This is a genomic window from Pseudomonas sp. GW-45, assembly GCF_056896675.1.
The window spans coordinates 2,318,880-2,341,493 of record NZ_CM167674.1 but is presented as its reverse complement, the minus strand read 5'-3'; the positions used below and the strand labels follow the sequence as shown (position 1 = coordinate 2,341,493).

The window sequence follows — 22,614 nt, the reverse complement described above, 5'->3', positions numbered from 1 at the left end:
GGCTGACTCAGAAGGTCTGGCCGAGCTTCATATAGAGCGCTTCCTGCCCCTCTTCATTGGCACCCAGACCAAAGAAGAGCGGGCCGAGGAACGTATCCATGCCTAGTAGCAGACTGCCGGCCGCGAAATAACCCGTGTCAAAGGCATCATCGCCGCGATTGTAAACTCGGCCGTACTCCAGGCTGGTGCCTAAATACAAGGGCAGGCTCAGGACGTCGAAGTAGCTGGGGTTCAGGCGGCGATAATAAACCATGCGACCAAGCTCATAGTTTTGTCCGGCCAGGCCATCCTGCCGGAAGCCCGAGAACAAACCTGGGCCACCGAGAATGAAGCTGCTTTGTGCAACATTCACATCGCTGTCGGTACGGCCCATGAAGGCCCCCAGCTGCATGCTATTCAAACCAAAACCAAAGGCCTTGTTAGCCCTGATTTCAAGTTGCTGATAGCGCTCGTCTGCTCCGAGGGCTGGTTCTGACTTGCGCCAAGCGATCTGTGCTTCGTCGCCCGAGCGCGGGAAATTCACGTTATCCAGGGTATCGCGGTTGAACTCAATACCGTAGAAGGCCTCTTCAAAACTGATGCTGGGTAGCTCTGGGTCACCCACTCGCACCTTGGATTCGCCCCAATAACGCGAGAGACCCAGGCGCACTTCACCGGTATTGGCAATCTGACGGCCGAGATTGATGCCCATGCCATAGCGCTGCTGGCGATAATCGACCACAGGTTCGTCGTCCTGCAGAACCTCAACGTTGACTGCCTCGCCGTCAATGAAGGGTGCGACGAAGTAACGTGAGCCGTAGTCAAGCGGCTGGTAGAACTCGGAGTAAAGGATTTGGTGAGAGCCGATCTGCGCACGGGTTAACCATTCCGCGCCTAGCGGGTTCAGGCCATTGACTCGAAAGCTCGCTCCGATGTTGTATTGGCTGCCACCTTCAAAGTCGTCCACCAGATTCAAACCGAGGCGCAGATAATCGGTACCGGTACGGCGCCCGGTAGTGTGCACCAACAGCGTATTGTGACCATCTTCATGCACTACTTCGTAGGTCACGCGGCTGAAATAATCGGTGCCGTAAACAGTGCCCATATCGGTCTGCAGGCGTTCCAGATTCAGCGGCTCGCCAATCGGTTGGCGGATCATACTTAGCACCACTTCGTCAGCGACCTTGCCGCTATTATCCACTTCGATGGCGTCGATTATCGCCTGTCGTTGGGGTCGTTCGCTGGCCAGGTTGCCGCCGGTCGGCTGCTCGGCAACATTGATGAAGGTCAGTGCCTCGTTGGAGCTGCGCAGGCTGGTTGCGCCAGCTTCAATGGCTTCAGCAATACGTTCAAAACTGTTGAAGCCCATATCGCCCAATTGCGGTTGCAGCAACAGGTCGTGTGGGCCAAGGGTCGCTAATTGCTTCTCGGAGTTGACGCGGGTAAGCAGGGTGGTGGTCTGATCCATAATGTCCAGCACGCTGGTCAACTCGCCGGTGGTCTTTAATGGAGTGCCTATGTCTACCACGATGACGCGGTCGACACCCATGGTGCGGGCAACGTCGATGGGCAGGTTCTTGGACAGCACGCCATCCACCAATAGGCGCCCATCTACCTCAACAGGGGCAAAGAAACCGGGCAGGGCAAGGCTGGCACGAATGGCCAGGGGCAGATGCCCGTGATCAAAGACCACGGCTTCCCCCGTCGCAATATCCGTAGCGACGGCGCGGAAGGGGATAGGTAGCTTATTAAAGTCGTCAATTTCGTTGGTGTGCACCAGCAGGCTTTCGAGCTGCAGACCCAGATTCTGACCCTGCAGCAGCCCCAGCGGGAAGCTCAGTTTGCCGTGATCGAAACTCAGCCGTTGTTTGACCAGGAAATCGCGATCGTCCTGCTTGCGACGAAAGGGTATGTCTTCGCGTAACGAGGCATCTGCAAGCGTATTTTGCCAATCCAGCTCGGTGGCAATTTTTTCCAGCTCCGCGGCGCTGTAACCCGCTGCATATAGGCCGCCGATTACCGCACCCATGCTGGTGCCAGCAATGGCGTCAATCGGGATGTTCATCTCCTCCAGCTGCTTCAGTACGCCGATATGCGCAAGCCCACGAGCGCCGCCACCAGAGAGTACCAGACCGGTGCGCAAGGGTTCGGCGCAGGCCCAACCAGAGAGGGAGAGCAACAGCAGAAGTAGAGCCCGTTTCAGCATGCTTGGCTTCCAAACGACAGAGAGCGTTGTTGAAAAGCCGCCATTGTATACGAACGCTGGCCGCTGTGCGGTTGCGCGTCGAGCAAAGTGGGGTCGCTGAGGTGCTGTCATCTTAGTGGCATCTGTTTGCCACAAAGCGGTCATGCCAGCTGCGTAGCCTGACGGTATCTTGCAAAGGAGATGGGCGTATGAACACTGCAGTGTCGTTGCCAGTCGAAAAAAAGCAGCGGGTGAAAACGTTATGGATTTCGGACCTGCACCTGGGGACCCGAGGTTGCCAAGCGGAAAAGCTCGCGACCTTTCTCAAATCCTACGATTGTGATCACTTGTACCTGGTTGGCGATATCATTGACGGCTGGCGCCTGCGCAAAGGCATATATTGGCCTCAGTCGCACACCAACGTGGTGCGCCGCGTGCTGACGATGAGCAAGCGTGGCACCCGAGTGACTTATGTAACCGGCAATCACGACGAGTTTCTGCGCCGCTATTCGAATCTGGAACTGGGCAATATAGAACTGGTTGATGAAGCAGTGCACACCACCGCCGACGGCCGCAAGTTGTTGGTTATCCATGGCGATCAATTTGACGTTATCACCCGTTGCCACCGCTGGCTGGCGTTTTTGGGTGACCACGCCTACGAATTCAGTCTGGTGCTCAACCGATGGTACAACCACTGGCGCAGCCGTTTCGGCTACGGTTATTGGTCTCTATCGGCGTACCTCAAGCAGCGGGTGAAGAAAGCCGTTAGCTTCATCAGTGATTTTGAGGACGGCATCGCGCATGAGTGCGTTAAGCGTGGTTATGACGGCGTGGTGTGCGGGCATATTCATCACGCTGAGATACGCGACGTTAAGGGGATTGAGTATCACAACTGCGGTGATTGGGTAGAGTCTTGCACGGCATTGATCGAACATCAGGATGGGCGTATCGAGCTCTATCGTTGGAACGACGCTGTGGCGCTGGACCTGGAGACAGAGACCCGTGTTTTGAAGGCTGGCGCTACGGTATGAGAAGGTCGTTGAGCTCTGCTGGAGTCAGACGATGACCTTGTCTTTCAGTTTGCGCGCAGCCAGTTCCAGAGCCTTAACGATCTCTTCCTTGTCGTAGTTACGAATGCTGTTGGTGTCGAGGTACATAGAGAAACCTGCCAGTTCGTGCTCAACAAAGGATGGCGCAATACCCAGTTCGCGGCGCAGACCTACCACTTGATAGATCTGTACAGGGCGGGCGAATCCTTTGACGCTGATCTGGCCTTTATCGCGGCACATGATGATGTCTTTGATCAGCGAGTAGGTCTCATGTGAAATCAAAATCTCGCCGGCATCGGCGGCGCTTTCCAAGCGGCTGGCGAGATTCACCTCGCGGCCGATGATGGTGTAGTCCATGCGCGTGGCGGCGCCAAAATTGCCCACCGTGCAGTAGCCAGTGCTTAGCCCCATGCGAATTTCTAGAGGCTTGGTAATGCCGCGGCTGCGCCACTGCTGACGTAGTACTTTCATGTGTTTGCGCATGGCGATAGCCATGGAAACGGCCGCTTCCGCATCCTGTTTGGCGCCGATGCTTTTGGGGTCGCCAAAGAACACCATGACGCAATCACCAATGAACTTGTCGATAGTGCCGCCGTACTGCAGGGCAATGCGCGACATTTCTGTCAGATAGCTGTTCAGTAGGTCAGTTAGCGCCTCGGCTTCCAGCTCCTCGGCGAGTTCGGTAAAGCCGCGAATGTCAGAGAAAAACACCGTTAGCTTTTTGCGCCGGGTTTCCAGTTTGACGGTGCGCTTGCCGGAGAAAACCGATTCCCATACCTGCGGCGACAGGTACTTGGACAAATTGGCTGCCAACTTGGCGGTCTTTTCCTGCTCGGCACTGATCAGCGCTTGAGCAGACTCAAGATTACGGCCCTGACGATGGACAAAAGCCGCGGTGATCAAGATAAACAGGCCTCCGCTGAGGATGCTAACCAGCGAGACGAGTACCGAGCTGTGCACACTAACCTCGGGAGTAAAGGCCGCGGCGCCAAGTAAAACACCAGCCACCATGAGCAGCCAGCCAGCCAACAGATACATAGGGCCACCGGCGATCAAACAGGAGAAACCGAGCAGTAACATAAACACCAAACTAGGCACATAGTTAAAGCCGAGCAGCGCGATAAATACGCCGGTATGCAGGGCATCGAGCGCGAGTAATATTAGTCTTCTGGGGATTTTGGCGTGGTTCAATAGCCATTTAGGCAGATATTGCGCTAACTGCGGATAGGCTAGCGCATAAAGAATGGTGGCCAGAGTCGCGGCGGTGTGCCCCTGCTCAACCAGTAGCGCTGCAAAGGTAACGGCCACGCACAGATAGGCTATCACCCTGGAATAGTAACCTTCCAATGGCGGTCTGATGGGCTTTATACGGTTTGTTACAGTCATGATCGGTCAGTTTCCAGGGCCTGGTGAGACACCTCGACTGGCGAAAGCCAGTAAGAACATCTCGCTGGCCGATCATAATATGACTAGGCATCCGGGGGGAACAGCAAGGTTGCCCCCGTTTGATGGTGCGGCCTGCAGGCTCAATCCATTGTTTTGTAGACCGAGCGTACCGGCTTGGCGAATACGTTGCGCATCATCGGCTCGAAGAATTCCAGTGGTTCGCTCTGGTAATCAGGGTCGAAGGCCGGGGCATCGTACTTAGAGCAGAATTCCGCAGTGTACTGATAGAGCGGATGATCGTTGAATTGATCACGCAGGTGACGATCCATGCCCAGATGATGGAAAAAGTAGTAGCCCTGAAAAATGCCATGCTTTTCTACCATCCACAGATTTTTTTCGCTGACAAACGGCTTGAGGATCGCGACGGCAATCTCTGGGTGGTTAAAAGTACCCAGCGTGTCGCCGATGTCGTGCAGTAGGGCGCAGACTACATATTCTTCGTCACGGCCATCGCGGTGTGCGCGAGTGGCGGTTTGCAGTGAGTGCTGCAGACGGTCAATCGGAAAGCCGCCAAAGTCACCGTCCAGCAATTGCAGGTGAGTCATGATGCGAGCGGGCAGTTCTTTAGCGAATGGCTTGAAATGCTCGGAAATAATTCCCCAGTCTTCGGCGGTGCTTTCCTCGAAGGCGCGGAATTGGGCACGTTGCTCACCCATGATTGATCTCCTCTAGGTTTTACTGTTTTTATTGATCAGGCTGTATGAGCATCATAGTCATGAGGAGCAGGAGTGACTGTCGCGCCGCTGACAGTCACTTGATTTGCTGGTTCAGAAGCGAATTCGACCGGTGAACGCATCGCGCATCATGACCCAATCGCCCAGCAGGCTATAAAACGGGTGGGTAAAGGTAGCGGGCCGGTTATGTTCGAAAAAGAAGTGTCCGACCCAGGCGAAGCTATAGCCAGCAAGTGGCACGGCGAGTAACCACCACCAGGCTTGGCTCAGCAGCACGCAGGCGATGATTATCAGCACTAGCGAACTGCCAACGTAATGCAGGCGCCGGCAGCTGTCGTCCTGATGCTCACTGAGGTAGTAGGGGTAAAACTCGGCAAAGCTGTTGAAGCGGGGCGCAGCGGCCTGATTGGTATGGCTGGACATGGGGCCTCCTGAGCGGCTCGTTGAGTGAAGGGTGGGCAATATCAGGGAGCTGTAAAGAAGAGTAGTTACAGTTCAACACCTTCACTATAGTGTAGGCCGCGCGGCCGGCTATGGCCTTACGCGCCAGAAGACTATCTATGTGCAGCCCACGAGCGGCGATTTTATCTTGGTAGCCTCTTTGTTTTATCATCTGTCCCCCTAATAACACCGGTTGAATGGCTACATAAAAAACCTCTGCTGCGAGACATCATGGAGCACGCTGAACGGACTACATCTGCTGGCTGGGCAAGAGCCATCGCACAGGCGCTTGAAGGCAGAGGCGTAAACGCCGCTGAACTCTTTGCCGAACTGGGTATTGAGACGGAGGTACTGACTGACCCCGACGGACGTATTCCACAAGACAGCATGACGCGCCTGTGGCGGCGTGCGGTTGAAGTGTCAGGCAATCCGGCGATTGGCTTGAGTATGGCGCAGACTCTGCGTCCGGGGCATTTCAGTGTGGTTGGCTATGCGATGATGTCCAGTCGCAACCTGCTGGAGGGTTTCGGTCGGGTGGTTCGCTATCAGCGGATCCTCGGCGAGTCTGCTGATCTGGTGCTTTCTGTTGAGCCCGGTTTTTACCGCATCAGCTTTGCTATTCATGGTGACCGCCTGCCGGCTCCCTTCCAAAGTCATGACGCAGCGATGGCTTATGCTCTGGCCTTTTGCCGCTGGATGACCGCGCAGCCTATTCGTCCATTGCGGGCCACCTTCAGCATTCCCGAACCGGCCGACAGCACAGCCTATGCAGAGCTGTTTGATTGTCCGCTAGAGTTCTCCGCCGATTGTTATAGCCTGCATTTGTCGCGTGACATCATGGAGACGCCGTTGGCGTCGGCGAATGACATGCTGGCGCAGTTGCACGATCGTTTTGCCGGCGATTATTTAGCGCGTTTTGAGTCGGACCCGGTGACGCATCAGGCGCGACAAGTACTCTGCCGCTTGCTGCCGCAAGGTGAACCCAAGCGCCAGGCGGTAGCCAATGCCATGAAGGTCAGCACCCGCACCCTGCAGCGGCGTCTGCAGGAAGAGGGCATCAGCTTCCAACAGTTACTGGAGAAAACCCGCCGGGAACTGGCCCTACAATATCTCGGTCAACCGCAACTCACCTTGTTTGAAATTGCCTGCATGCTTGGGTTTGCTGACCCTAGCAACTTCTTCCGCGCCTTTAAGCGCTGGTTTGGGTTGCCGCCCGGTCAGTACCGCGAGCAAGTGTTGCAGAACGAACAACAAAGACCATCGGAGGAATGATGCCAGTAGACGCTCTTACCGCACTGCATCAGCGCGTGTCCGTCCCACGGCTGACTGGTCCTGCGCCTAGCGCGGAGCAACAACAGGCTATGTTTCAAGCAGCGCTCCGCGCGCCGGACCACGCTTATCTGCGCCCATGGCGCTTTCTGGTTATGCAGGATGATGGGCTGGACGCGTTGGGCGAGCTATTTGGGCAGGCGGCGTTGGTAGACACCCCAGATCTGTCGGCGGACACCTTGGCGCGTTTTCAGGGCTTACCGCTGCGTGCACCTTTGTTGATTGTGGCGATCAGTTGTCATCACGAGCACCCTAAAGTACCTATGATTGAACAAGATCTGGCCTGTGGTGCGGCGGTCAGCAATATGCTGGTCGCTGCCCATGCCATGGGCCTAGGCGCAGTATGGCGCACCGGCGCACTGGCTTACCATCCAGTCGTCCGGCGTGGTTTGGGGTTGGCGGAGAACGAGCAGATCATTGCTTTTCTGTATGTCGGCCAACCGGCCGGCGAACGCAAGCAGGTGCCGCAATTGGCCGTTGATGACTTCTTTAAGCGCTGGCCTGCCTGAGCTTGGCCGGATATTGGGTCGGCCGTCTACGCAATTCTGAAAACCAACACGCGTTTTCAGAGCAACCATAATCACGCAGGCGATTTTACGGAACCGGCTACAGCCTCGGCAGCTTGATCACCGCTCGCAAGCCGCCATTCTGAGATGTCGTAAAGTGTAACGTGCCGTTATGCCGGGCGATCGCACGGGCGGCAATGGTCAGACCCAAGCCATAACCGCTGTCTGCAGGCTGTCCAGGCAGGCGCACAAAAGGCTCACTGAGCTTATTCAGCCATTGCTCTGGCACTCCCGGTCCTTGATCTTCGATGCTGATTGTCCAGGCATTCTCCGTGGGCTCGATGCAAACCTGAATCTCGCCCGCTGCCGGGCTGAAGCGTTGGGCATTGCGCAGCAGGTTATCGAAGGCGCTGGTCAATTGCTCGGGCCAACCATTTAGCTGCAGGCCGCTTTCCCCTTGCAGCGTGATGCGCAAATTTGGAGTGGCGAATCGAGCGTCTTCTACTACCCGAACCAATAGTGGATCAAGTGCGAAGGTCTGGGAGGGCTCGACTTGGCTATCCAGTCGGCTCAGCGTCAGTATCGCGTCGATAAGACGATCCAATCGGTTGCATTCACGATCCAGTCTTTGCCACAGCGCATCGTCTGCGTTTAACCCGCGCTGATTGCCTAAGGCTAGTCCAACGCGCAGTCTGGCCAGTGGTGAGCGCAGTTCATGGGAGATGTCGCGCATCAACTGCTGCTGGCTGTCGAGCAGGGTCTGCACCTTGTCAGCCATTTGCCCAAACTGCCGTGATAGCTCGCCTATTTCGTCGCGACGATTGTTGATCCGCTGTAAGGCAGTGCCTTCAAATTGCCCGCGGCCCAATGATTGAGCCGCTAGGCCCAAGTGGCGCAAGGGTGCTGTGAGATAGCGACTCAACAGTAAGCTGAGGCCTGCTAGCAGGCCCATACCGAATGCGATGTTGAGGATTAATCCAATGGGCGTGCGTCCGGTGTTCCACAGGCTGGGTTCGGCGGCATGCACGGTTAATAGGTAATCCTGTTGCTCGGTTTGCCAACTTAGCTGCAGTAGTCTGCCGCGCGGCGGCGGCGGGTTAGGTCCTCGTGGCCTGGCATTGTCGGGTGGTTCAAAGCGCGGCAGGCGCGGCATAGTGCCGGGTAGCAAACTTTGACCGTTGGCGTCGAATAGCCTTGCCCGCACATGGTTTTGGCGCCGTTGCTGCTCAAGCCACGCTTGGGCAGCAACGGCGCCTCGCTGTTCATATTCAGTCGTCAGCTGAGCGGCAAAATCGCGTAGCTGGGGATTCAATTGCAGTAATAGCCAATCCTGTTGCAGCGCGCGGCTGACCAGAAAGCCTGAGCCACCCACCAGCAATGTGGCGAGCCAGAGCACGGCAAAGACTTTCCAGAACAGTCGCATTCAGTTACTCCGCGTATTGCGTGTTATTTCTTATCGCAAGGACGGTCATCACGATGCTCACGGCGCTCTTCCATGCGCTCACGACGCTCTTCGTGCATAGCATCCGCCTTTTCGCGTTGCTCTGCGGTCAGTACAGCATCCATACGTGCCTTACCTTCTTCACGGATACTTTTCAGCTTGGCGCCTTCTTCTTCGTGAATTTGACGGATTTGCTCTTGTTGCTCGGTAGTTAGCGAAAGTGCCTCAGTCATACGTTCCATACCCCGTTCATGGCGATCTCCGGCGGCAGGGGCTGCCAGTAATGCGGAAGACAAGCCAGCGGCAATGATCAGGGTGGTAGCGAGTAGGAATTTTTTCATGGTGTTTCTCCGGTTTCGACCTGGCCGGTTTATCCGGTCATTGGCTACAGAGTGTAGAGGTGGGTATGTCAGTGGTAGCCGTGACTCGGTAAAGATTGTGTAAAGAGCTAGGGGCTGAACAAGTAGCCACGACCGCGAATTGACTGGATGCGCGGATGGCCCTCGGCGTGCGGCCCGAGTTTGCGCCGCAGGTTGCTGATGTGCATGTCGAGGCTGCGGTCGTAGATGCCAAGGGCTTTGCCCAAGGCAATGCGCGACAGCGCCTGACGATCGACCAACTGCCCGGGCTGCTCCATCAGCGTCCGCAAGATCAAGGCTTCGCTCTGGGTGAGCTGCAATGGTTGATCGTCTAGCCAGGCCAACAGGCTGTCTTGGTCGAGCCTGAGGTTGTCCGCCCGCAGCTGATGAGTGTCAGTGCTATTGGGTTGACTGCGCCTTAGCAAGGCGCGCAAGCGAGCCACTAACTCGCGCGGATCGCAGGGTTTGGCCAAATAGTCATCGGCGCCTAACTCTAACCCCAGAATGCGGTCGATGGGTTCACCGCGCGCACTGAGCATCAATAGCGGAGTTTGGCAGCTTTGCCGTAGTTGCCGCAGTATCTCCAGCCCATTCATACCGGGCAGCATGACGTCCAGAATGATCGCTACGAATTCACCCTGAGTGGCCGCTTGCAAGCCACTGGGGCCATCGTGCGCCGCGGTCAGTGCGAAGTCTTCGCCAGCGAGCCAATCAGTAAGCAGCTCGCAGAGTTCCTGATCGTCATCAATGATCAGGACCGGATGGGGCATCAGTTCAGCCATTCGTTGCGCTTGCTCCGACCTACTTTGGCCAGCATGAAGCCCAGCAATAGAGCGCCGGCAACCGTCAGGCCGCCGACCAGAAACCAGCGCTGGCGTTGCTGCACCAGATTCGTCTGGGCTTGCAGGCGCTCGGCTTGAGTGTCGTTACGTAATTGCTGATTCTCTTCTTGCAGTTGCTTGAACGACTCGCTCTGCGCGCTACCGGCCAACTGGTCGGCCAATCGCTGGCGTTCGGCTTCAACTTTGGCCAGCTCGGCCTGCAAGGTGCCTAGGTCGTGCTGTTGGCTGGCAGTAGCTTGCGGAACGGCATTGGCTGTTTGATCCGCAGGCTCGCTAACTTGTTGAGCAGCAGAAGGAAGCGCAACCAGAGCCACGCTGAGTAGCAAGGCGGGGGCGGCGAAACGTTTGAACATGAACAATATCCTTGGATTAGGCCGGGAAAACGCGTTTGAAAGGTTTTACAGTGACCTGTTGATAAACGCCAGACACTACGTAGGGATCGGCATCGGCCCACGCCTGCGCCAGGGCTAGCGAGGCGAACTCAGCGACTATCAGGCTGCCGCTAAAGCCGGCGCTGCCAGGATCAGCAGCATCAATCGCCGGATGGGGTCCAGCCAGTAGCAAACGACCGGCATCTTGCAATGTCTGCAAGCGAGCCAAGTGGTCAGGACGGGCGGCCAGACGTGCGCTAAGGCTGTCTGCTTTATCGGTAGCCATGATGGCGTAGAACATTGCACTTCCTTGGAAATGGGGTTGTTTGTAGTGTGCCAACGTACTCGAAACGAAAGGTCGGCGAGAACCTTACTCTCAAGGTCGAAGCGTTGGGCTTAGGCGCATTAATCATCGATAGATTCTGCTGTTCGCCATTTTTGGCCTGTGTTGTGTGCTTCGCCCACCTTTCTCAACAGCGTGCTAGGCCGCATAATAGGCGAAACACGCGCTGTGCCGTCAAGCGCTGCACCCGAAGGAGACTCATTTGTTAGCTGATCTGCACATGCACAGCACTGCCTCCGATGGCGCACTCGATCCTGCTGAATTGATGCGCCGGGCGAGTGCGGCCGGGGTTGAGTTGATTGCACTGACCGACCACGACTGCGTAGACGGTCTGCCAGCGGCGGCGGAAACAGCGCGCTCGCTCGGCATGAACTGGGTCAGTGGCGTAGAAATGTCGGCGCAATGGCATGGCCACACACTGCATATTTTGGGCTATGGCTTTGACCCGCTCAATACGCACATGGTCGAGGCCTTGGCGCAGGTACGCGATGGTCGCTGGCGCCGCGCCGAACAGATATCCAAACGCCTGGACGCTAAACGTATGCCCGGTGCGTATGAAGGCGCAGTAGCCGCTCAGCAGCTTGCCGGTGGTGATGTCGATCAGCCGCCTGGGCGACCGCACTTTGCCGACTGGATGGTCAGTGCCGGATACGTTAGCGATCGTGGCGAAGCGTTTCGCAAATGGCTGGGTGCGGGCAAGCTGGGCGATATCAAACAACATTGGCCAACGTTGCCTGAAGTCGTGCAGCAGATTCGCAGTGCCGGCGGCATGGCAGTGGTGGCGCATCCTTGGCACTACGGGCTGACACGCAGCAAGTTGCGCGTATTGTTACGTGAGTTTGCTGCTGCCGGGGGTCGTGGGATCGAAGTGGCGAATGGAAAACAGGCCGTGGATCAGGTCGCCTACCTGGGCAAGTTATGCGTAGAGTTTGGTTTTCTTGCCAGTTGCGGTAGCGATTTTCATACGCCGGATTCACCCTGGACCGGTCTCGGTAAAATGACCGCCTTACCGCCGGATTGCCAGCCGGTATGGGATGATCGCCTGTTCGCCAGCTAAACTGGTTATTAGCCGGCCTTCGGTGAGCCTGGCAAATACATATTAATTCAGAGTATGGGTAACCCATGAGTCAGTTTTTTCAGGTCCATCCAACCAACCCTCAGGTGCGGCTTATACGCCAGGCGGCTGACATCATTCTGCAGGGTGGGGTAGTCGCTTACCCCACCGACTCGGCCTACGCGCTGGGCTGCCGCTTGGGCAATAAAGAAGGCCTGGAACGTATTCGTCGGTTGCGCCAGCTGGATGACAAGCACAACTTCACCCTGGTGTGCCGTGACCTATCCGAGCTGGCTGTTTATGCCAAAGTAGACAACAGCATGTTTCGTTTACTCAAGGCCAATACGCCAGGTGCCTATACCTTTATTCTGAATGCCACCACCGAGGTGCCGCGTTTAATGCTGCACCCCAAGCGCCGCACTGTGGGTCTGCGCATTCCCGATCACCAGATCACCCTTGACCTGTTAGAGGCGCTCGGCGAGCCGCTCATGAGCGTGACCTTAATGTTGCCAAGCGACAGCCTGCCGCTGACCGACCCGGAACGCATCCGCTCGCTGCTGGGCAAACAGCTGGATCTGATCATCGATGGTGGCGCTTGCACGGTCGAGCCAACCACCGTACTCAGCCTACTTAACGGTGAAGTCGAGCTGATGCGTGAAGGTTTGGGTGACCCCGAACCTTTCGGTGTCAGTCGCAGCGAGCTGAGCGAAGGCTGAGCGCGAACGCTGACGTAGCCGGCAATATCGGTATAATCGCCGACAGATTACATCTCACATCCATATCATTGTTCAGGAGTTCCCCTTGAGTTCTGTTGATTCGCAGCGCCGGGTTTTGTCAGGCATGCGCCCCACCGGGCGTTTGCATCTGGGTCACTATCACGGCGTACTGAAAAATTGGGTCAAGCTGCAGCACGAGTTCGAGTGCTTTTTCTTTGCCGCCGATTGGCATGCGCTGACCACCCATTACGAGAATCCTCAGGACATCGAGCAAAGCGTTTGGGACATGCTGATCGATTGGCTGGCTGCGGGCGTCAGTGGTAGCTCTTCCACGCTGTTTATTCAGTCACAGGTTCCTGAGCACGCAGAGCTGCATCTGCTGCTGTCGATGATGACGCCAGTCAGTTGGTTAGAGCGCGTACCTACTTACAAAGACCAGCAAGAAAAACTCAAGGACCGGGACCTGGCCACTTACGGGTTTCTCGGTTATCCATTGCTGCAAAGCGCCGACATCCTGATCTACCGCGCCGGTCAGGTGCCGGTCGGTGCCGATCAGGTTGCCCACGTAGAAATTACCCGTGAGGTCGCACGTCGCTTTAACCATCTTTACGGTAAAGAGCCTGGTTTTGAAGAAAAGGCAGAAGCCGCCGTACACAAGATGGGCAAGAAAGCTGCCAAGCTGTACAGCAACCTGCGCAAGGCCTATCAGGAACAGGGCGATGCGGATGCGCTGGAAACCGCGCGTGCCCTGTTGAAAGAGCAGCAGAACATCACTCTGGGCGATAAAGAGCGTTTGTTTGGCTTTTTGGAAGGCGGCGGCAAAGTAATTCTGCCAGAGCCCCAAGCGCTATTGACGCCAGACTCCAAGATGCCTGGCTTGGATGGTCAGAAAATGTCCAAGTCTTACGGCAATACCATCACGCTGCGCGATACCACTGATGAAGTCTCGGAGAAGGTTCGCCGTATGCCGACCGATCCGGCGCGGGTGCGACGTACCGACCCGGGTGATCCAGGCAAGTGCCCTGTTTACCAGCTGCATCAGGTATACACCGACAAGGCCACTCACGATTGGGTGCAGGAAGGCTGTCGCAGCGCGGGCATTGGCTGTATCGATTGCAAAAAACCGATTATCGATGCGATCAGTAGCGAACTGGCGCCCATGCAGTTGCGCGCGCGTGATTACGAAGCAAATCCTGATGCGGTACGCCTGATTCTTAATGAAGGTACTGAACGCGCCCGCGAAGCTGCCCGTGACACGCTGATCGAAGTGCGTCAGGCCATGGGCCTGCAGTACCGGCAGTGATGCATGGCTGACCAGCCGCAAGACGCAGTGGTCAGCCCAGCGGCTGAATCCGCCATTCGCCCCGCCAAGCCCTTGGCGCTGGGTGGTGGCGGACAGCAAGAGCTGCCCTTAGCCATGGTTTATGGGCAAGCCTATACGGAAATGCCGCAGGACCTCTATATCCCGCCTGAGGCGCTCGAAGTTTTCCTGGAAGCTTTCGAAGGGCCGCTCGACTTGCTGCTCTATCTGATCCGCAAACAAAATATCGATATTCTGGATATCCCGGTCGCTGAAATTACCAAGCAGTACATGGGCTATGTTGAGCTGATGAAGGTCGTGCGATTGGAGCTAGCTGCCGAATATCTGGTGATGGCGGCCATGCTGGCCGAAATAAAATCACGGCTGTTGCTGCCACGCCCGGAACTCGCGGAAGACGAAGAGCACGATCCCCGCGCCGAGCTGATTCGCCGCTTGCAGGAGTACGAGCGCTTCAAAAAAGCCGCAGAAGATATCGACGGTTTGTCACGCGAGGGGCGCGACTTTCAGTTGGCGCACGCCGAAGTGCCGGAATATCCCTCGCGCCGTCCGCATCCGGAAGTAGGTTTGCAGGAAATGATGCTGGCGCTCTCCGAGGTGTTGCGTCGCGCCGACATGTTTGAAAGCCATCAGATTACCCGTGAAGTGTTATCGACCCGTGAGCGCATGGCAGACGTGCTGGATAGGCTCAAGGCAGGCCACTTTGTGCCCTTTGTCAGTCTATTTAAGGCCAGCGAAGGCAAGCTGGGTGTAGTGGTGACCTTTATGGCGGTCCTTGAATTGGTGAAAGAACAGCTGGTTGATCTGGTGCAGAGCGAAGCCTATGCGCCTATTCACATCAAGGCGAGAGGTGAAGATGAATCAGCCACCGATTGAACATATTCTTGAGGCCGCGCTGCTGGCGGCTGGCCGTCCATTATCGCTCGATAAAATGCGCGAGCTTTTTGATGAAGGGCTTCAGCCCGGTAATGATGACTTACGCAAAGCGCTGGCCAAGCTTAAAAAACATTACAGCTCGCGGGCGATCGAACTGCGTGAAGTGGCCAGCGGTTGGCGGTTACAGGTGCGTGAAGCCTATACGCCTTGGGTCAGCAGGCTATGGGAAGAGCGGCCGCAACGTTACTCGCGGGCCCTGCTGGAAACCCTGGCATTGGTTGCCTATCGGCAGCCGATCACCCGTGGCGAGATTGAGGATATTCGAGGCGTTGCAGTCAGCAGCCAGATCGTTAAAACCCTATTGGAGCGTGAGTGGGTGCGTATTGTGGGTCACCGGGATGTGCCCGGCCGACCAGCCATGTATGCAACCACGCGGCAATTTCTGGACTACTTCAATCTACGCAGTTTGAATGAACTGCCGCCGCTGGCCGCGATTCGCGACCTGGATGACATGGCGCCAGAGTTGTCGTTACACGACGAGGGCGTGGATGCTGCCGCCGACCTGGACACACCATGGATGCCAGTCGAGCCACTAAAACCGCTTGAACCGGCGCAGGGGCAGGGAGGCTTTCATCACTTACTGGATGAGTTGAATGCGATGGAGGCGGATCTGAAAAGTGATTTTGACGACTTGCCGATACGCCGTTCAAGCGACGACGCAGATACTTCGGACGAGTGAGCTAGCTGACACAGCGCGCGGGTGCTATTCTGCGCGGCCTTGATCTATTCCTACACCGGGAGGTGCCCGCATGACCGATATAATTGAAACTGAATCCCACTCCACTCCTGTCCCTGGCGAGAAGCTGCAAAAAGTACTCGCTCGCGTCGGGTTAGGCTCGCGCCGCGAAGTGGAGGGCTGGATTTCCGCTGGCCGCGTTACTGTTAACAGCAAAGTCGCCGAATTGGGTTGCCGGGTCGATAGCCTGGACCAAATCAGTGTCGATGGGCGCCCACTCAAGCGTGACCTGAACACTGAAGTAGTGCGCCGCGTGATGATTTATAACAAGCCAGAAGGCGAAGTCTGCACCCGTGATGACCCCGAGCGTCGTCCGACGGTATTTGACCACTTGCCACGGCTCAAGCAGGGGCGCTGGATTAACGTCGGCCGTCTCGACATTAACACCACCGGCTTGCTGCTTTTTACTACCGATGGCGAACTCGCCAACCGATTGATGCACCCTTCCTATCAAATGGACCGTGAATACGCTGTACGGGTGATGGGCGAAGTTGATGACGCCATGATCGAGCGCCTGAAAGAGGGTGTCATGCTGGACGATGGCCCGGCCAAGTTCACCGACGTGGTTTCCTCCGGTGGCGAAGGCATCAACCGTTGGTTTCACGTTTGCTTGCTGGAAGGTCGCAACCGCGAAGTACGTCGCCTGTGGGAATCCCAGGGCGTGCGCGTAAACCGACTCAAGCGTGTGCGCTTTGGACCGGTGTTTCTAGGCCCTGAGCTGCCCGTCGGCCGCTGGCGCGAGCTGAAGCAGAATGAGCTGGACCTCTTGAGTCAGGAGGTGAATCTTGAGCCCATCGAGCTGCCGGCCATGAAGACCAGCGAGAAGGAGCGTTTAAAGCGCCTTTCACGTAAGCCATCAATGCACCAGGCACGGCAACCGCGCCGTACCAAGGTGCCAAAAGGGCGCTGAGCATTAGGCGTTAACTAAAAAGGCCCTGCGGTTGTCAACCGCAGGGCCTTTTTGTTGGTTTCGCTCGACGCTCAGGCAGCGGGCTCTGCACTTATCCGGTTACGGCCTTGACGCTTGGCCTCATACATCAGCTGATCGCCACGATTGATCAGGCTTTTGACGGAGTCTTCGGGGCGCAGAGTGCTCAGGCCAATACTGACGGTCAGCGGTATTGGCTGACCATCCAGTTCGAACTGCATGCATTCGACTGACTTGCGAATACGCTCTGCTACCATCCGGCCTGCGTCTAGCGAGGTATCGTTGAGCAAGACTACAAACTCCTCGCCACCTAGCCGGTACAAACCATCGACGGAGCGCAGGGAATCGCTGATGCAGTTGACCACGGCTTTGAGCGCGGCATCGCCATAGGCATGACCGTAACTGTCGTTAACCTGTTTGAAGTGATCAATGTCCAGTACCAGCAGTGCTAGTGGTTGCTGGTTACGATGGCTTTGGCGTATGTCGCGTTCCAGATTCTGGTTTAGCGCCAGGCGGTTGCTAGCGCCAGTTAAGCTATCGTTGAGCGCGCAATGCAAGGCTTCGCGATACATTAGGGCGTTGCGTAAAGGGTAGAGCAGGGTGCCGAGCAAGGTCTCAATCGCCAGCAACTCATTCTCGCTGAAACGTTGCTGGCGGCTGAACTGCAATTCACCAAGATAACTTCCCGCGTGAGATAGGCGATAGCTGCAACGATGTAGCGCGGGCTGGCCAATCTGGATCGGGTTGGGGTCTGAATTGTGACGGTATTCCAGCGCGTCGATTTGCAATAGCGCTTTAAGACCGGTGCAGAACAAGCTGAGAATCTGATCGACTTCTAATGTGGTTTGCAGGCTCTGCAGCAATTGTTGCTGCACTTGCTCGAATTGCTCGCCCTGTTTCGCCGTCTTGCGCCTGGCGCCAGCCGTTTTACCGGCGTTGCCGAGCTTTATGCGGGCGGTATCGAAGTCGATGGTATTTCCCTGCAAGTGCATCATGATGGCGAATCCCGACATTGGTTCTTATGCAGGTTCTATAGCAAGCAATGTGCCATTATATAAATATCAATTATTTCAATTGGTTATGATTTGTACTTGAGGTTGGGTAGACGCGGAGCGGCAAGAATTTGCCGCTCTCTTTGCAGGGCTTGCCGCTATCTACGGCGGTGCGCCAAAAACTTGGCTATTGCGCGTCCAGCGCCTGGCCATTGGTGTCGCGACTGTCGGGACCCAGCAGATATAAGAACGCAGGCATGATGGCGCTGGGTTCGGGGTTGTTTTCTGCTGGCTCGTTGGGATAAGCCTTGGCGCGCATCTTGGTTCGGGTGGCGCCGGGGTTCAGAGTATTGACGCGTATCTCGCTGGTACCGTCTTGTTCGTCGGCCAATGTCTGCATTAGACCTTCTACTGCGAACTTGCTGACCGCATAGGGTCCCCAATACGCACGGCCTTTGCGGCCGACGCTGGACGATAGCAAGACGACAGAGGCATCGGGTGCGGCGCGCAACAGCGGCATCATGGTCTTGGTCAGCAAGAAAGGCGCGTTTACGTTGACCTGCATAACCTTAAGCCAGGCATCTGCTCTCACTGTATCCATCAGGGTGCGTGGCCCTAATTCAGCGGCGTTGTGCACCAGCCCATCAAGTTTGCCGAAGGTGTCAAAAAGTTGATCGGCTAAATCTTCGTAATCCTTTTCCAGCGCAGTTTCCAGATTCAGCGGGCAAAGCGCGGGCTGTGGATGGCCGGCAGCTTCGATTTCGTCGTAAACGGCTTCCAGCTTGCTCGGGGTGCGACCGACCAGTACGACGGTGGCGCCATGGGCTGCACAACTCAGCGCGCAGGCGCGGCCGATACCATCGCCGGCGCCGGTAATCAGAATGACGCGATCTTTAAGCAGGTCTGCGGGAGCGGTGTAATCAAACATGCGTGGTCTCCGTTGCGCGGCGCGTCTCCAGCCAGGGGCGGAGGGCGGCAGCGTTTTTGATGCTGTGGGTGGCGTGCCAATTGGCCGGGTCATCGCCGGCAGGAATGTAGCCATACAGGGCTGCGACCGTAGCGGTGCCGGCGGCGTGGCCGGACTGAATGTCGCGCAGATGATCACCGACAAACACGCAGCCGCTGGGCTCAACGCCCAATTCGGCGCAGGCCTTGAGTACCGGCTCGGCGTGCGGCTTAGCTTGGCTTACCTGATCGGGACAGATCAGTGTGCCGCAGCGCTCAGATAGACCCATAGCGGCGATCAGGGGAATGCTGAAGCGGCTCATTTTGTTGGTTACCACACCCCAGGGTAGGCCTTCGGCGTCCAGCCAGTCGAGCAGCTCAGGGATGCCGGGGAAGGGTTGCGTATGCGTAGCCAGTTGCTCGGTATAGCGCCGCAGAAAATCCTCGCGCAAGGCATCAAAGCCTTCATCCTGCGGGCGCATACCAAAGGCTGAACAGAGCATGCCGACGGAGCCGTCGGACACCTGACTGCGGACCAGCTTTGGGTCGATCAACGGCCGGTCGTGCTCGCGCAACATGGCATCGATGATCGCCATGAAGTCGTCGACGGTGTCGAGCAGGGTGCCATCCAGATCGAATAAAACGCTGGTGAGCATCAGGCCTCCGCTTGGCGCTGGCAATGAATCATGTAATTGACGTCTACATTGCCTTCCAGCTTGTAGGTTTTGGTGATGGGATTAAAGGTTAATCCGGTCATATCGAGCAAGTTCAGCCCGGCCTCACGAGACCATCCGCCGAGCTCTGCAGGGCGGATGAACTTGGCAAACTCATGGGTGCCGCGTGGCAGCATGCGCAGCACATACTCGGCACCGATGATGGCAAACAGGAAGGACTTGGGGTTGCGGTTAATGGTCGAAAAAAACACGTGGCCGCCGGGTTTGACCAGCTTGGCGCAGGCGCGGATGACCGAGCTGGGATCGGGTACGTGCTCAAGCATCTCCAGGCAAGTAACCACGTCAAAGCGTCCGGCGTGCAGCTCCGCAAACTCTTCGGCGGTGGTCTGCTGGTAATCAACCACAACGCCAGACTCGAGTTGATGCAAGCGAGCAACCGACAGGGGCGCCTCGCCCATATCAATGCCGGTCACCGTTGCGCCACGTTGTGCCATGGCCTCGGCGAGAATGCCTCCGCCGCAACCAATATCCAGCACTTCCTTGCCGGCCAACGGAACGCGCTCATCAATCCAGTTAGTGCGTAACGGATTGATCTCATGTAATGGTTTGAACTCACTGTTGCGGTCCCACCAACGGCTTGCCAAGGCTTCGAACTTGGCTATTTCGGCGCGATCAACGTTAAGACTCATGTGTATCCCCTTGGCGAATTCGTGTGGCCAGCGCGCTGGCCTGCTGCAATATCGGACCGGTATCCAATGAGCAGAGTTTCCCGTCGCGCAGTTTCTGTTTGCCGGCTACCCATACGTCGGATACCTGGGCTGCGCTGCAGGTGTAAAGTAGTTGTGATACGGGTTCATAGACGGGCTGCTGGGCCAGTCCGGAAAGGTCGATCGCTGTAATATCTGCGGCTTTTCCGACTTCCAATGAGCCGGTTTCTTCAGCCAGTCCCAGCGCGCGTGCGCCCGCTAAGGTTGCCATGTGCAGCGCGGCATGGGCGTCCAGTGCGGTCGGGTCACCGGCGGTTAGCTTGGCCAAAAAAGCCGCGCTGCGCATTTCACCGAGCATATCCAGATCGTTATTGCTGGCGGCGCCGTCGGTGCCGAGCGCTACATTCACCTGTGCACCCAGTAGTCGTTGCACCGGCATCGCGCCGCTGGCCAGCTTCATGTTGGATTCAGGGCAGTGGATGACCTGTACGCCATGCTCGCTGAGCAGAGCAAGGTCTTGGTCGTTGATCTGCGTAACATGCACCGCCTGCAATCTCGGACTGAGCAAGCCGAGCTTTTGCAAGCGCTGCAGTGGCCGCATGCCGGTTAAGCGAACTGACTCTTCCACCTCAAAAGCCGTTTCATGGATGTGCATGTGGATTGGCAGATCCAGCTCGTCAGCTAAAGTTCGCACGCGGGTCAGCGTTTCGTCGCCCACGGTATAGGGCGCGTGTGGACCGAAAGCGACGCTGATCAACTCGTTGTGGCGGGTTTCGTCGTGAAGTTTGAGGCCCTTGGCGATGGCCTCGGTGGCGTCGCGTGCCCCCGGAATCGGATTGTCGATGACCGGAAACGCCAGTTGCGCGCGGATGCCAGCGTCCATGGCGGCAGCGGCAGCCACTTCTGGATGGAAATACATGTCGGCAAAGCAGGTAGTGCCGCCGCGCAACATCTCGGCTATCGCAAGATCGGTGCCCAGACGGACAAAGTCGGCATTGACCCAGCGGCCCTCGGCAGGCCATATATGGTCTGTCAGCCACGTCATCAGTGGCAGATCGTCGGCAAGGCCGCGGAGCAGACTCATAGCCGCGTGGCCGTGAGCGTTGATCAAGCCTGGGATCAATAAGTGGTCAGGCAGTTCGCGCCGCTCGCGTACATTGAGTTCGGTAGTTTGCGCGGCGGGTAGCAAGGCGATGATGCGGCCTTGATGCACTGCCAGGGCATGGTGCTCTAGTACCATGCCGCTCGGTACCACGGGCACGATCCAGCGTGGCAGGATCAGCAGATCGAGTTCGTCGGGGAGAGTGGTCATGTCGAGTTCGCCTTGTTTCATGGTCGGGAGTATAACCTTAGGTGGTAGGGGCGTGCAGGGGGTAAGCGCCGCAACGATTCTGAAGTTAAGGGTCGGCTTGGCTTGGGATGTCAGCTCAGATGGGTAGCGGCAAGAGTTAAAGCGGTCAGATCACAATAAGGGGAGCTCGCTATGTTGCAGTCCAAAACCGTCAGTGGTGAGCAGGTTTCGCTGGAATCCATCGAATGGTTGAGCAGCCGGCGACTGCGTTTGTTGGATCAGCGCAGGTTGCCGGATCGTATTGTTTACTGTGAATGCAGCGGCGCAGCTGAGGTGGCTGAAGCCATCGCCAGTATGGTCGTGCGGGGTGGCTCGGCCATTGGGATTGCCGCCGCCTATGGCATAGCTCTGGCGGCAGAAAGCATCGGTAGTAGTGATGATTGGGAGGCGGCGCTGGCGGCTGATTTCGATATGCTGGAGGGTACCCAGTCAACTGTGATCAGTCTGTCCTGGGCCTTGGGCATTATGCGCGAAACCTTGCGTAAGCTGACGGTGCAACACGATGTACCAGCCCGCTTGCTGCAGGCCGCTATCGCTGTGCATGAGAGCGACCGAGAGGCCAACCGCAGTATGGGCAAGTTAGGCATGCAGCTGATCGGGCGACGACAAAAAAAACCGCAACGAATCATGCTGCACTCCAATGATGGAGCCCTCGCCAGCGGGGGTTATGGTACTTCGTTGGGTGTGGTGCGCGCCGCACATGAGGCAGGCCTGGTTGAAGTTGTCTATATCAGCGAAACACGTCCTCTATTGCAGGGCTCGCGGTTGACCGCCTGGGAGTTGTCACAGGCGGATATTCCGGCCCAGTTACATATCGACAGCGCCGCCGCGCACCTAATGAAGAACGAAAATATCAACTGGGTGGTGGTGGCAGCCGATCGGATTGCTGCCAATGGCGATGCAATTTGCAAGACCGGCACCTACGCATTAGCGGTACTGGCCATGCACCATGGCGTGCGCTTTATGGTGGTAGCGTCCAGCTACTGCATTGATCTGGCGCTGGAGGTCGGTGATGACCTGTCGCTGGAAGAGCGTTCCAGCCGTGAATTGCTGCAGTTCGGTGAGCGTAATATCGATACCGGCGTGCCAGTGAGCAATCCGGTGTTTGATGTCACGCCGGCTGACTTAATAGATGTCATCGTGACTGAGAAAGGACTCGTTGAGCGCCCCGATGAGCGCAAATTGGCCGATTTGGTTAGCCCTCGCCGGCTGCATTAAATTGGCCTGAATAGGCCTGCTAGCTCCTGAGCGCGTCTCAGGGGCGTTTTACACCTCTGCTTAATGCTCCCGCC

General features: G+C 56.8%; 23 protein-coding genes and 1 pseudogene. 10 read left to right on the top strand and 14 right to left on the bottom strand.

Features of this window, described 5'->3' with window-relative positions; translation table 11 throughout:
* Positions 1-7: 7 nt before the first annotated feature.
* Positions 8-2,185 carry a patatin-like phospholipase family protein gene (locus AC1XYH_RS10605; RefSeq protein ID WP_483323163.1) on the bottom strand — a complete coding sequence of 726 codons (2,178 nt, stop codon included), beginning with the start codon at positions 2,183-2,185 and terminating at the stop codon, positions 8-10.
* Between the two features lie 188 nt (positions 2,186-2,373).
* Between AC1XYH_RS10605 and AC1XYH_RS10600 the strand changes: the two genes are divergently transcribed.
* Complete coding sequence (locus AC1XYH_RS10600) at positions 2,374-3,195, top strand: UDP-2,3-diacylglucosamine diphosphatase (RefSeq protein WP_483323162.1); 822 nt, start codon at positions 2,374-2,376, stop codon at positions 3,193-3,195.
* A gap of 24 nt (positions 3,196-3,219) precedes the next feature.
* On the opposite strand, the gene AC1XYH_RS10595 is transcribed toward AC1XYH_RS10600, so the two are convergent.
* From AC1XYH_RS10595 to AC1XYH_RS10585, 3 genes are all read right to left on the bottom strand, one after another.
* A complete protein-coding gene (locus AC1XYH_RS10595) occupies positions 3,220-4,599 on the bottom strand; it encodes an adenylate/guanylate cyclase domain-containing protein (RefSeq protein ID WP_483323161.1) in 1,380 nt (459 codons plus the stop codon).
* A gap of 140 nt (positions 4,600-4,739) precedes the next feature.
* A complete protein-coding gene (locus tag AC1XYH_RS10590; protein WP_483323160.1) occupies positions 4,740-5,315 on the bottom strand; it encodes an HD domain-containing protein in 576 nt (191 codons plus the stop codon).
* Positions 5,316-5,426: 111 nt separating this feature from the next.
* On the bottom strand, positions 5,427-5,756 hold the full coding sequence (locus tag AC1XYH_RS10585; protein WP_483323159.1) for an Mpo1-like protein: 330 nt from the start codon (positions 5,754-5,756) through the stop codon (positions 5,427-5,429).
* 249 nt (positions 5,757-6,005) lie between these two features.
* On the opposite strand from AC1XYH_RS10585, the gene AC1XYH_RS10580 reads away from it, so the two are divergent.
* Together AC1XYH_RS10580 and AC1XYH_RS10575 are read left to right on the top strand one after the other, a co-directional pair.
* On the top strand, positions 6,006-7,046 hold the full coding sequence (locus AC1XYH_RS10580; protein WP_483323158.1) for an AraC family transcriptional regulator: 1,041 nt from the start codon (positions 6,006-6,008) through the stop codon (positions 7,044-7,046).
* Positions 7,043-7,612 carry a nitroreductase family protein gene (locus AC1XYH_RS10575; RefSeq protein ID WP_483323157.1) on the top strand — a complete coding sequence of 190 codons (570 nt, stop codon included), beginning with the start codon at positions 7,043-7,045 and terminating at the stop codon, positions 7,610-7,612. Before AC1XYH_RS10580 ends, AC1XYH_RS10575 begins: the two co-directional genes overlap by 4 nt.
* Positions 7,613-7,709: 97 nt before the next feature.
* Here the strand turns inward: AC1XYH_RS10575 and AC1XYH_RS10570 are convergent, their stop codons facing one another.
* The 5 genes from AC1XYH_RS10570 to AC1XYH_RS10550 form a co-directional block, all read right to left on the bottom strand.
* The gene (locus AC1XYH_RS10570; RefSeq protein ID WP_483323156.1) at positions 7,710-9,032 is read right to left on the bottom strand and encodes a HAMP domain-containing sensor histidine kinase; all 1,323 of its coding nucleotides are present in this window, start codon (positions 9,030-9,032) and stop codon (positions 7,710-7,712) included.
* Positions 9,033-9,055: 23 nt separating this feature from the next.
* On the bottom strand, positions 9,056-9,391 hold the full coding sequence (locus AC1XYH_RS10565) for a hypothetical protein (protein WP_483323155.1): 336 nt from the start codon (positions 9,389-9,391) through the stop codon (positions 9,056-9,058).
* A 107-nt stretch (positions 9,392-9,498) separates the two neighbouring features.
* Positions 9,499-10,191 (bottom strand): response regulator, encoded by a 693-nt coding sequence (locus tag AC1XYH_RS10560; protein ID WP_483323154.1) that lies wholly within the window; start codon positions 10,189-10,191, stop codon positions 9,499-9,501.
* Positions 10,179-10,604: an SH3 domain-containing protein gene (locus tag AC1XYH_RS10555; protein ID WP_483323153.1), complete on the bottom strand. Its 426-nt coding sequence runs from the start codon at positions 10,602-10,604 to the stop codon at positions 10,179-10,181. The genes AC1XYH_RS10560 and AC1XYH_RS10555 overlap by 13 nt, the downstream gene beginning before the upstream one ends.
* A gap of 16 nt (positions 10,605-10,620) precedes the next feature.
* On the bottom strand, positions 10,621-10,923 hold the full coding sequence (locus AC1XYH_RS10550; RefSeq protein WP_483323152.1) for a YciI family protein: 303 nt from the start codon (positions 10,921-10,923) through the stop codon (positions 10,621-10,623).
* Between the two features lie 244 nt (positions 10,924-11,167).
* Here AC1XYH_RS10550 and AC1XYH_RS10545 point away from each other — a divergent pair, with 244 nt between their 5' ends.
* From AC1XYH_RS10545 to rluB, 6 genes and pseudogenes are all read left to right on the top strand, one after another.
* Positions 11,168-12,022 (top strand): PHP domain-containing protein, encoded by an 855-nt coding sequence (locus AC1XYH_RS10545; protein ID WP_483323151.1) that lies wholly within the window; start codon positions 11,168-11,170, stop codon positions 12,020-12,022.
* A 65-nt stretch (positions 12,023-12,087) separates the two neighbouring features.
* The gene (locus AC1XYH_RS10540) at positions 12,088-12,735 is read left to right on the top strand and encodes an L-threonylcarbamoyladenylate synthase (RefSeq protein ID WP_483323150.1); all 648 of its coding nucleotides are present in this window, start codon (positions 12,088-12,090) and stop codon (positions 12,733-12,735) included.
* Positions 12,736-12,859: 124 nt separating this feature from the next.
* A complete protein-coding gene (locus AC1XYH_RS10535) occupies positions 12,860-14,038 on the top strand; it encodes a tryptophan--tRNA ligase (RefSeq protein ID WP_483326356.1) in 1,179 nt (392 codons plus the stop codon).
* A 141-nt stretch (positions 14,039-14,179) separates the two neighbouring features.
* Complete coding sequence (locus tag AC1XYH_RS10530) at positions 14,180-14,929, top strand: segregation and condensation protein A (RefSeq protein WP_483326355.1); 750 nt, start codon at positions 14,180-14,182, stop codon at positions 14,927-14,929.
* Complete coding sequence (gene scpB / locus AC1XYH_RS10525) at positions 14,904-15,668, top strand: SMC-Scp complex subunit ScpB (protein WP_483323149.1); 765 nt, start codon at positions 14,904-14,906, stop codon at positions 15,666-15,668. The genes AC1XYH_RS10530 and scpB overlap by 26 nt, the downstream gene beginning before the upstream one ends.
* A 70-nt stretch (positions 15,669-15,738) precedes the next feature.
* Positions 15,739-16,608 (top strand): annotated as a pseudogene (gene rluB, locus AC1XYH_RS10520) (23S rRNA pseudouridine(2605) synthase RluB); the annotation flags it as partial.
* 98 nt (positions 16,609-16,706) lie between these two features.
* Here the strand turns inward: rluB and AC1XYH_RS10515 are convergent.
* The 5 genes from AC1XYH_RS10515 to AC1XYH_RS10495 all read right to left on the bottom strand — a co-directional run bounded on the left by AC1XYH_RS10515 (position 16,707) and on the right by AC1XYH_RS10495 (position 21,283).
* Entirely contained in the window at positions 16,707-17,648 is a 942-nt protein-coding gene (locus AC1XYH_RS10515) for a GGDEF domain-containing protein (RefSeq protein ID WP_483323148.1), read from the bottom strand.
* A gap of 184 nt (positions 17,649-17,832) precedes the next feature.
* Entirely contained in the window at positions 17,833-18,573 is a 741-nt protein-coding gene (locus AC1XYH_RS10510) for a YciK family oxidoreductase (RefSeq protein WP_483323147.1), read from the bottom strand.
* Positions 18,566-19,246, bottom strand: a complete 681-nt coding sequence (locus AC1XYH_RS10505; protein WP_483323146.1) for an HAD-IA family hydrolase — start codon at positions 19,244-19,246, stop codon at positions 18,566-18,568. Before AC1XYH_RS10505 ends, AC1XYH_RS10510 begins: the two co-directional genes overlap by 8 nt.
* Positions 19,246-19,953 carry a bifunctional 2-polyprenyl-6-hydroxyphenol methylase/3-demethylubiquinol 3-O-methyltransferase UbiG gene (ubiG, locus tag AC1XYH_RS10500; RefSeq protein ID WP_483323145.1) on the bottom strand — a complete coding sequence of 236 codons (708 nt, stop codon included), beginning with the start codon at positions 19,951-19,953 and terminating at the stop codon, positions 19,246-19,248. The genes AC1XYH_RS10505 and ubiG overlap by 1 nt, the downstream gene beginning before the upstream one ends.
* The gene (locus AC1XYH_RS10495) at positions 19,943-21,283 is read right to left on the bottom strand and encodes a TRZ/ATZ family hydrolase (protein ID WP_483326354.1); all 1,341 of its coding nucleotides are present in this window, start codon (positions 21,281-21,283) and stop codon (positions 19,943-19,945) included. The genes ubiG and AC1XYH_RS10495 overlap by 11 nt, the downstream gene beginning before the upstream one ends.
* Positions 21,284-21,457: 174 nt before the next feature.
* On the opposite strand from AC1XYH_RS10495, the gene mtnA reads away from it, so the two are divergent.
* Complete coding sequence (gene mtnA, locus AC1XYH_RS10490) at positions 21,458-22,540, top strand: S-methyl-5-thioribose-1-phosphate isomerase (protein ID WP_483326353.1); 1,083 nt, start codon at positions 21,458-21,460, stop codon at positions 22,538-22,540.
* The last annotated feature ends 74 nt before the right edge of the window (positions 22,541-22,614 follow it).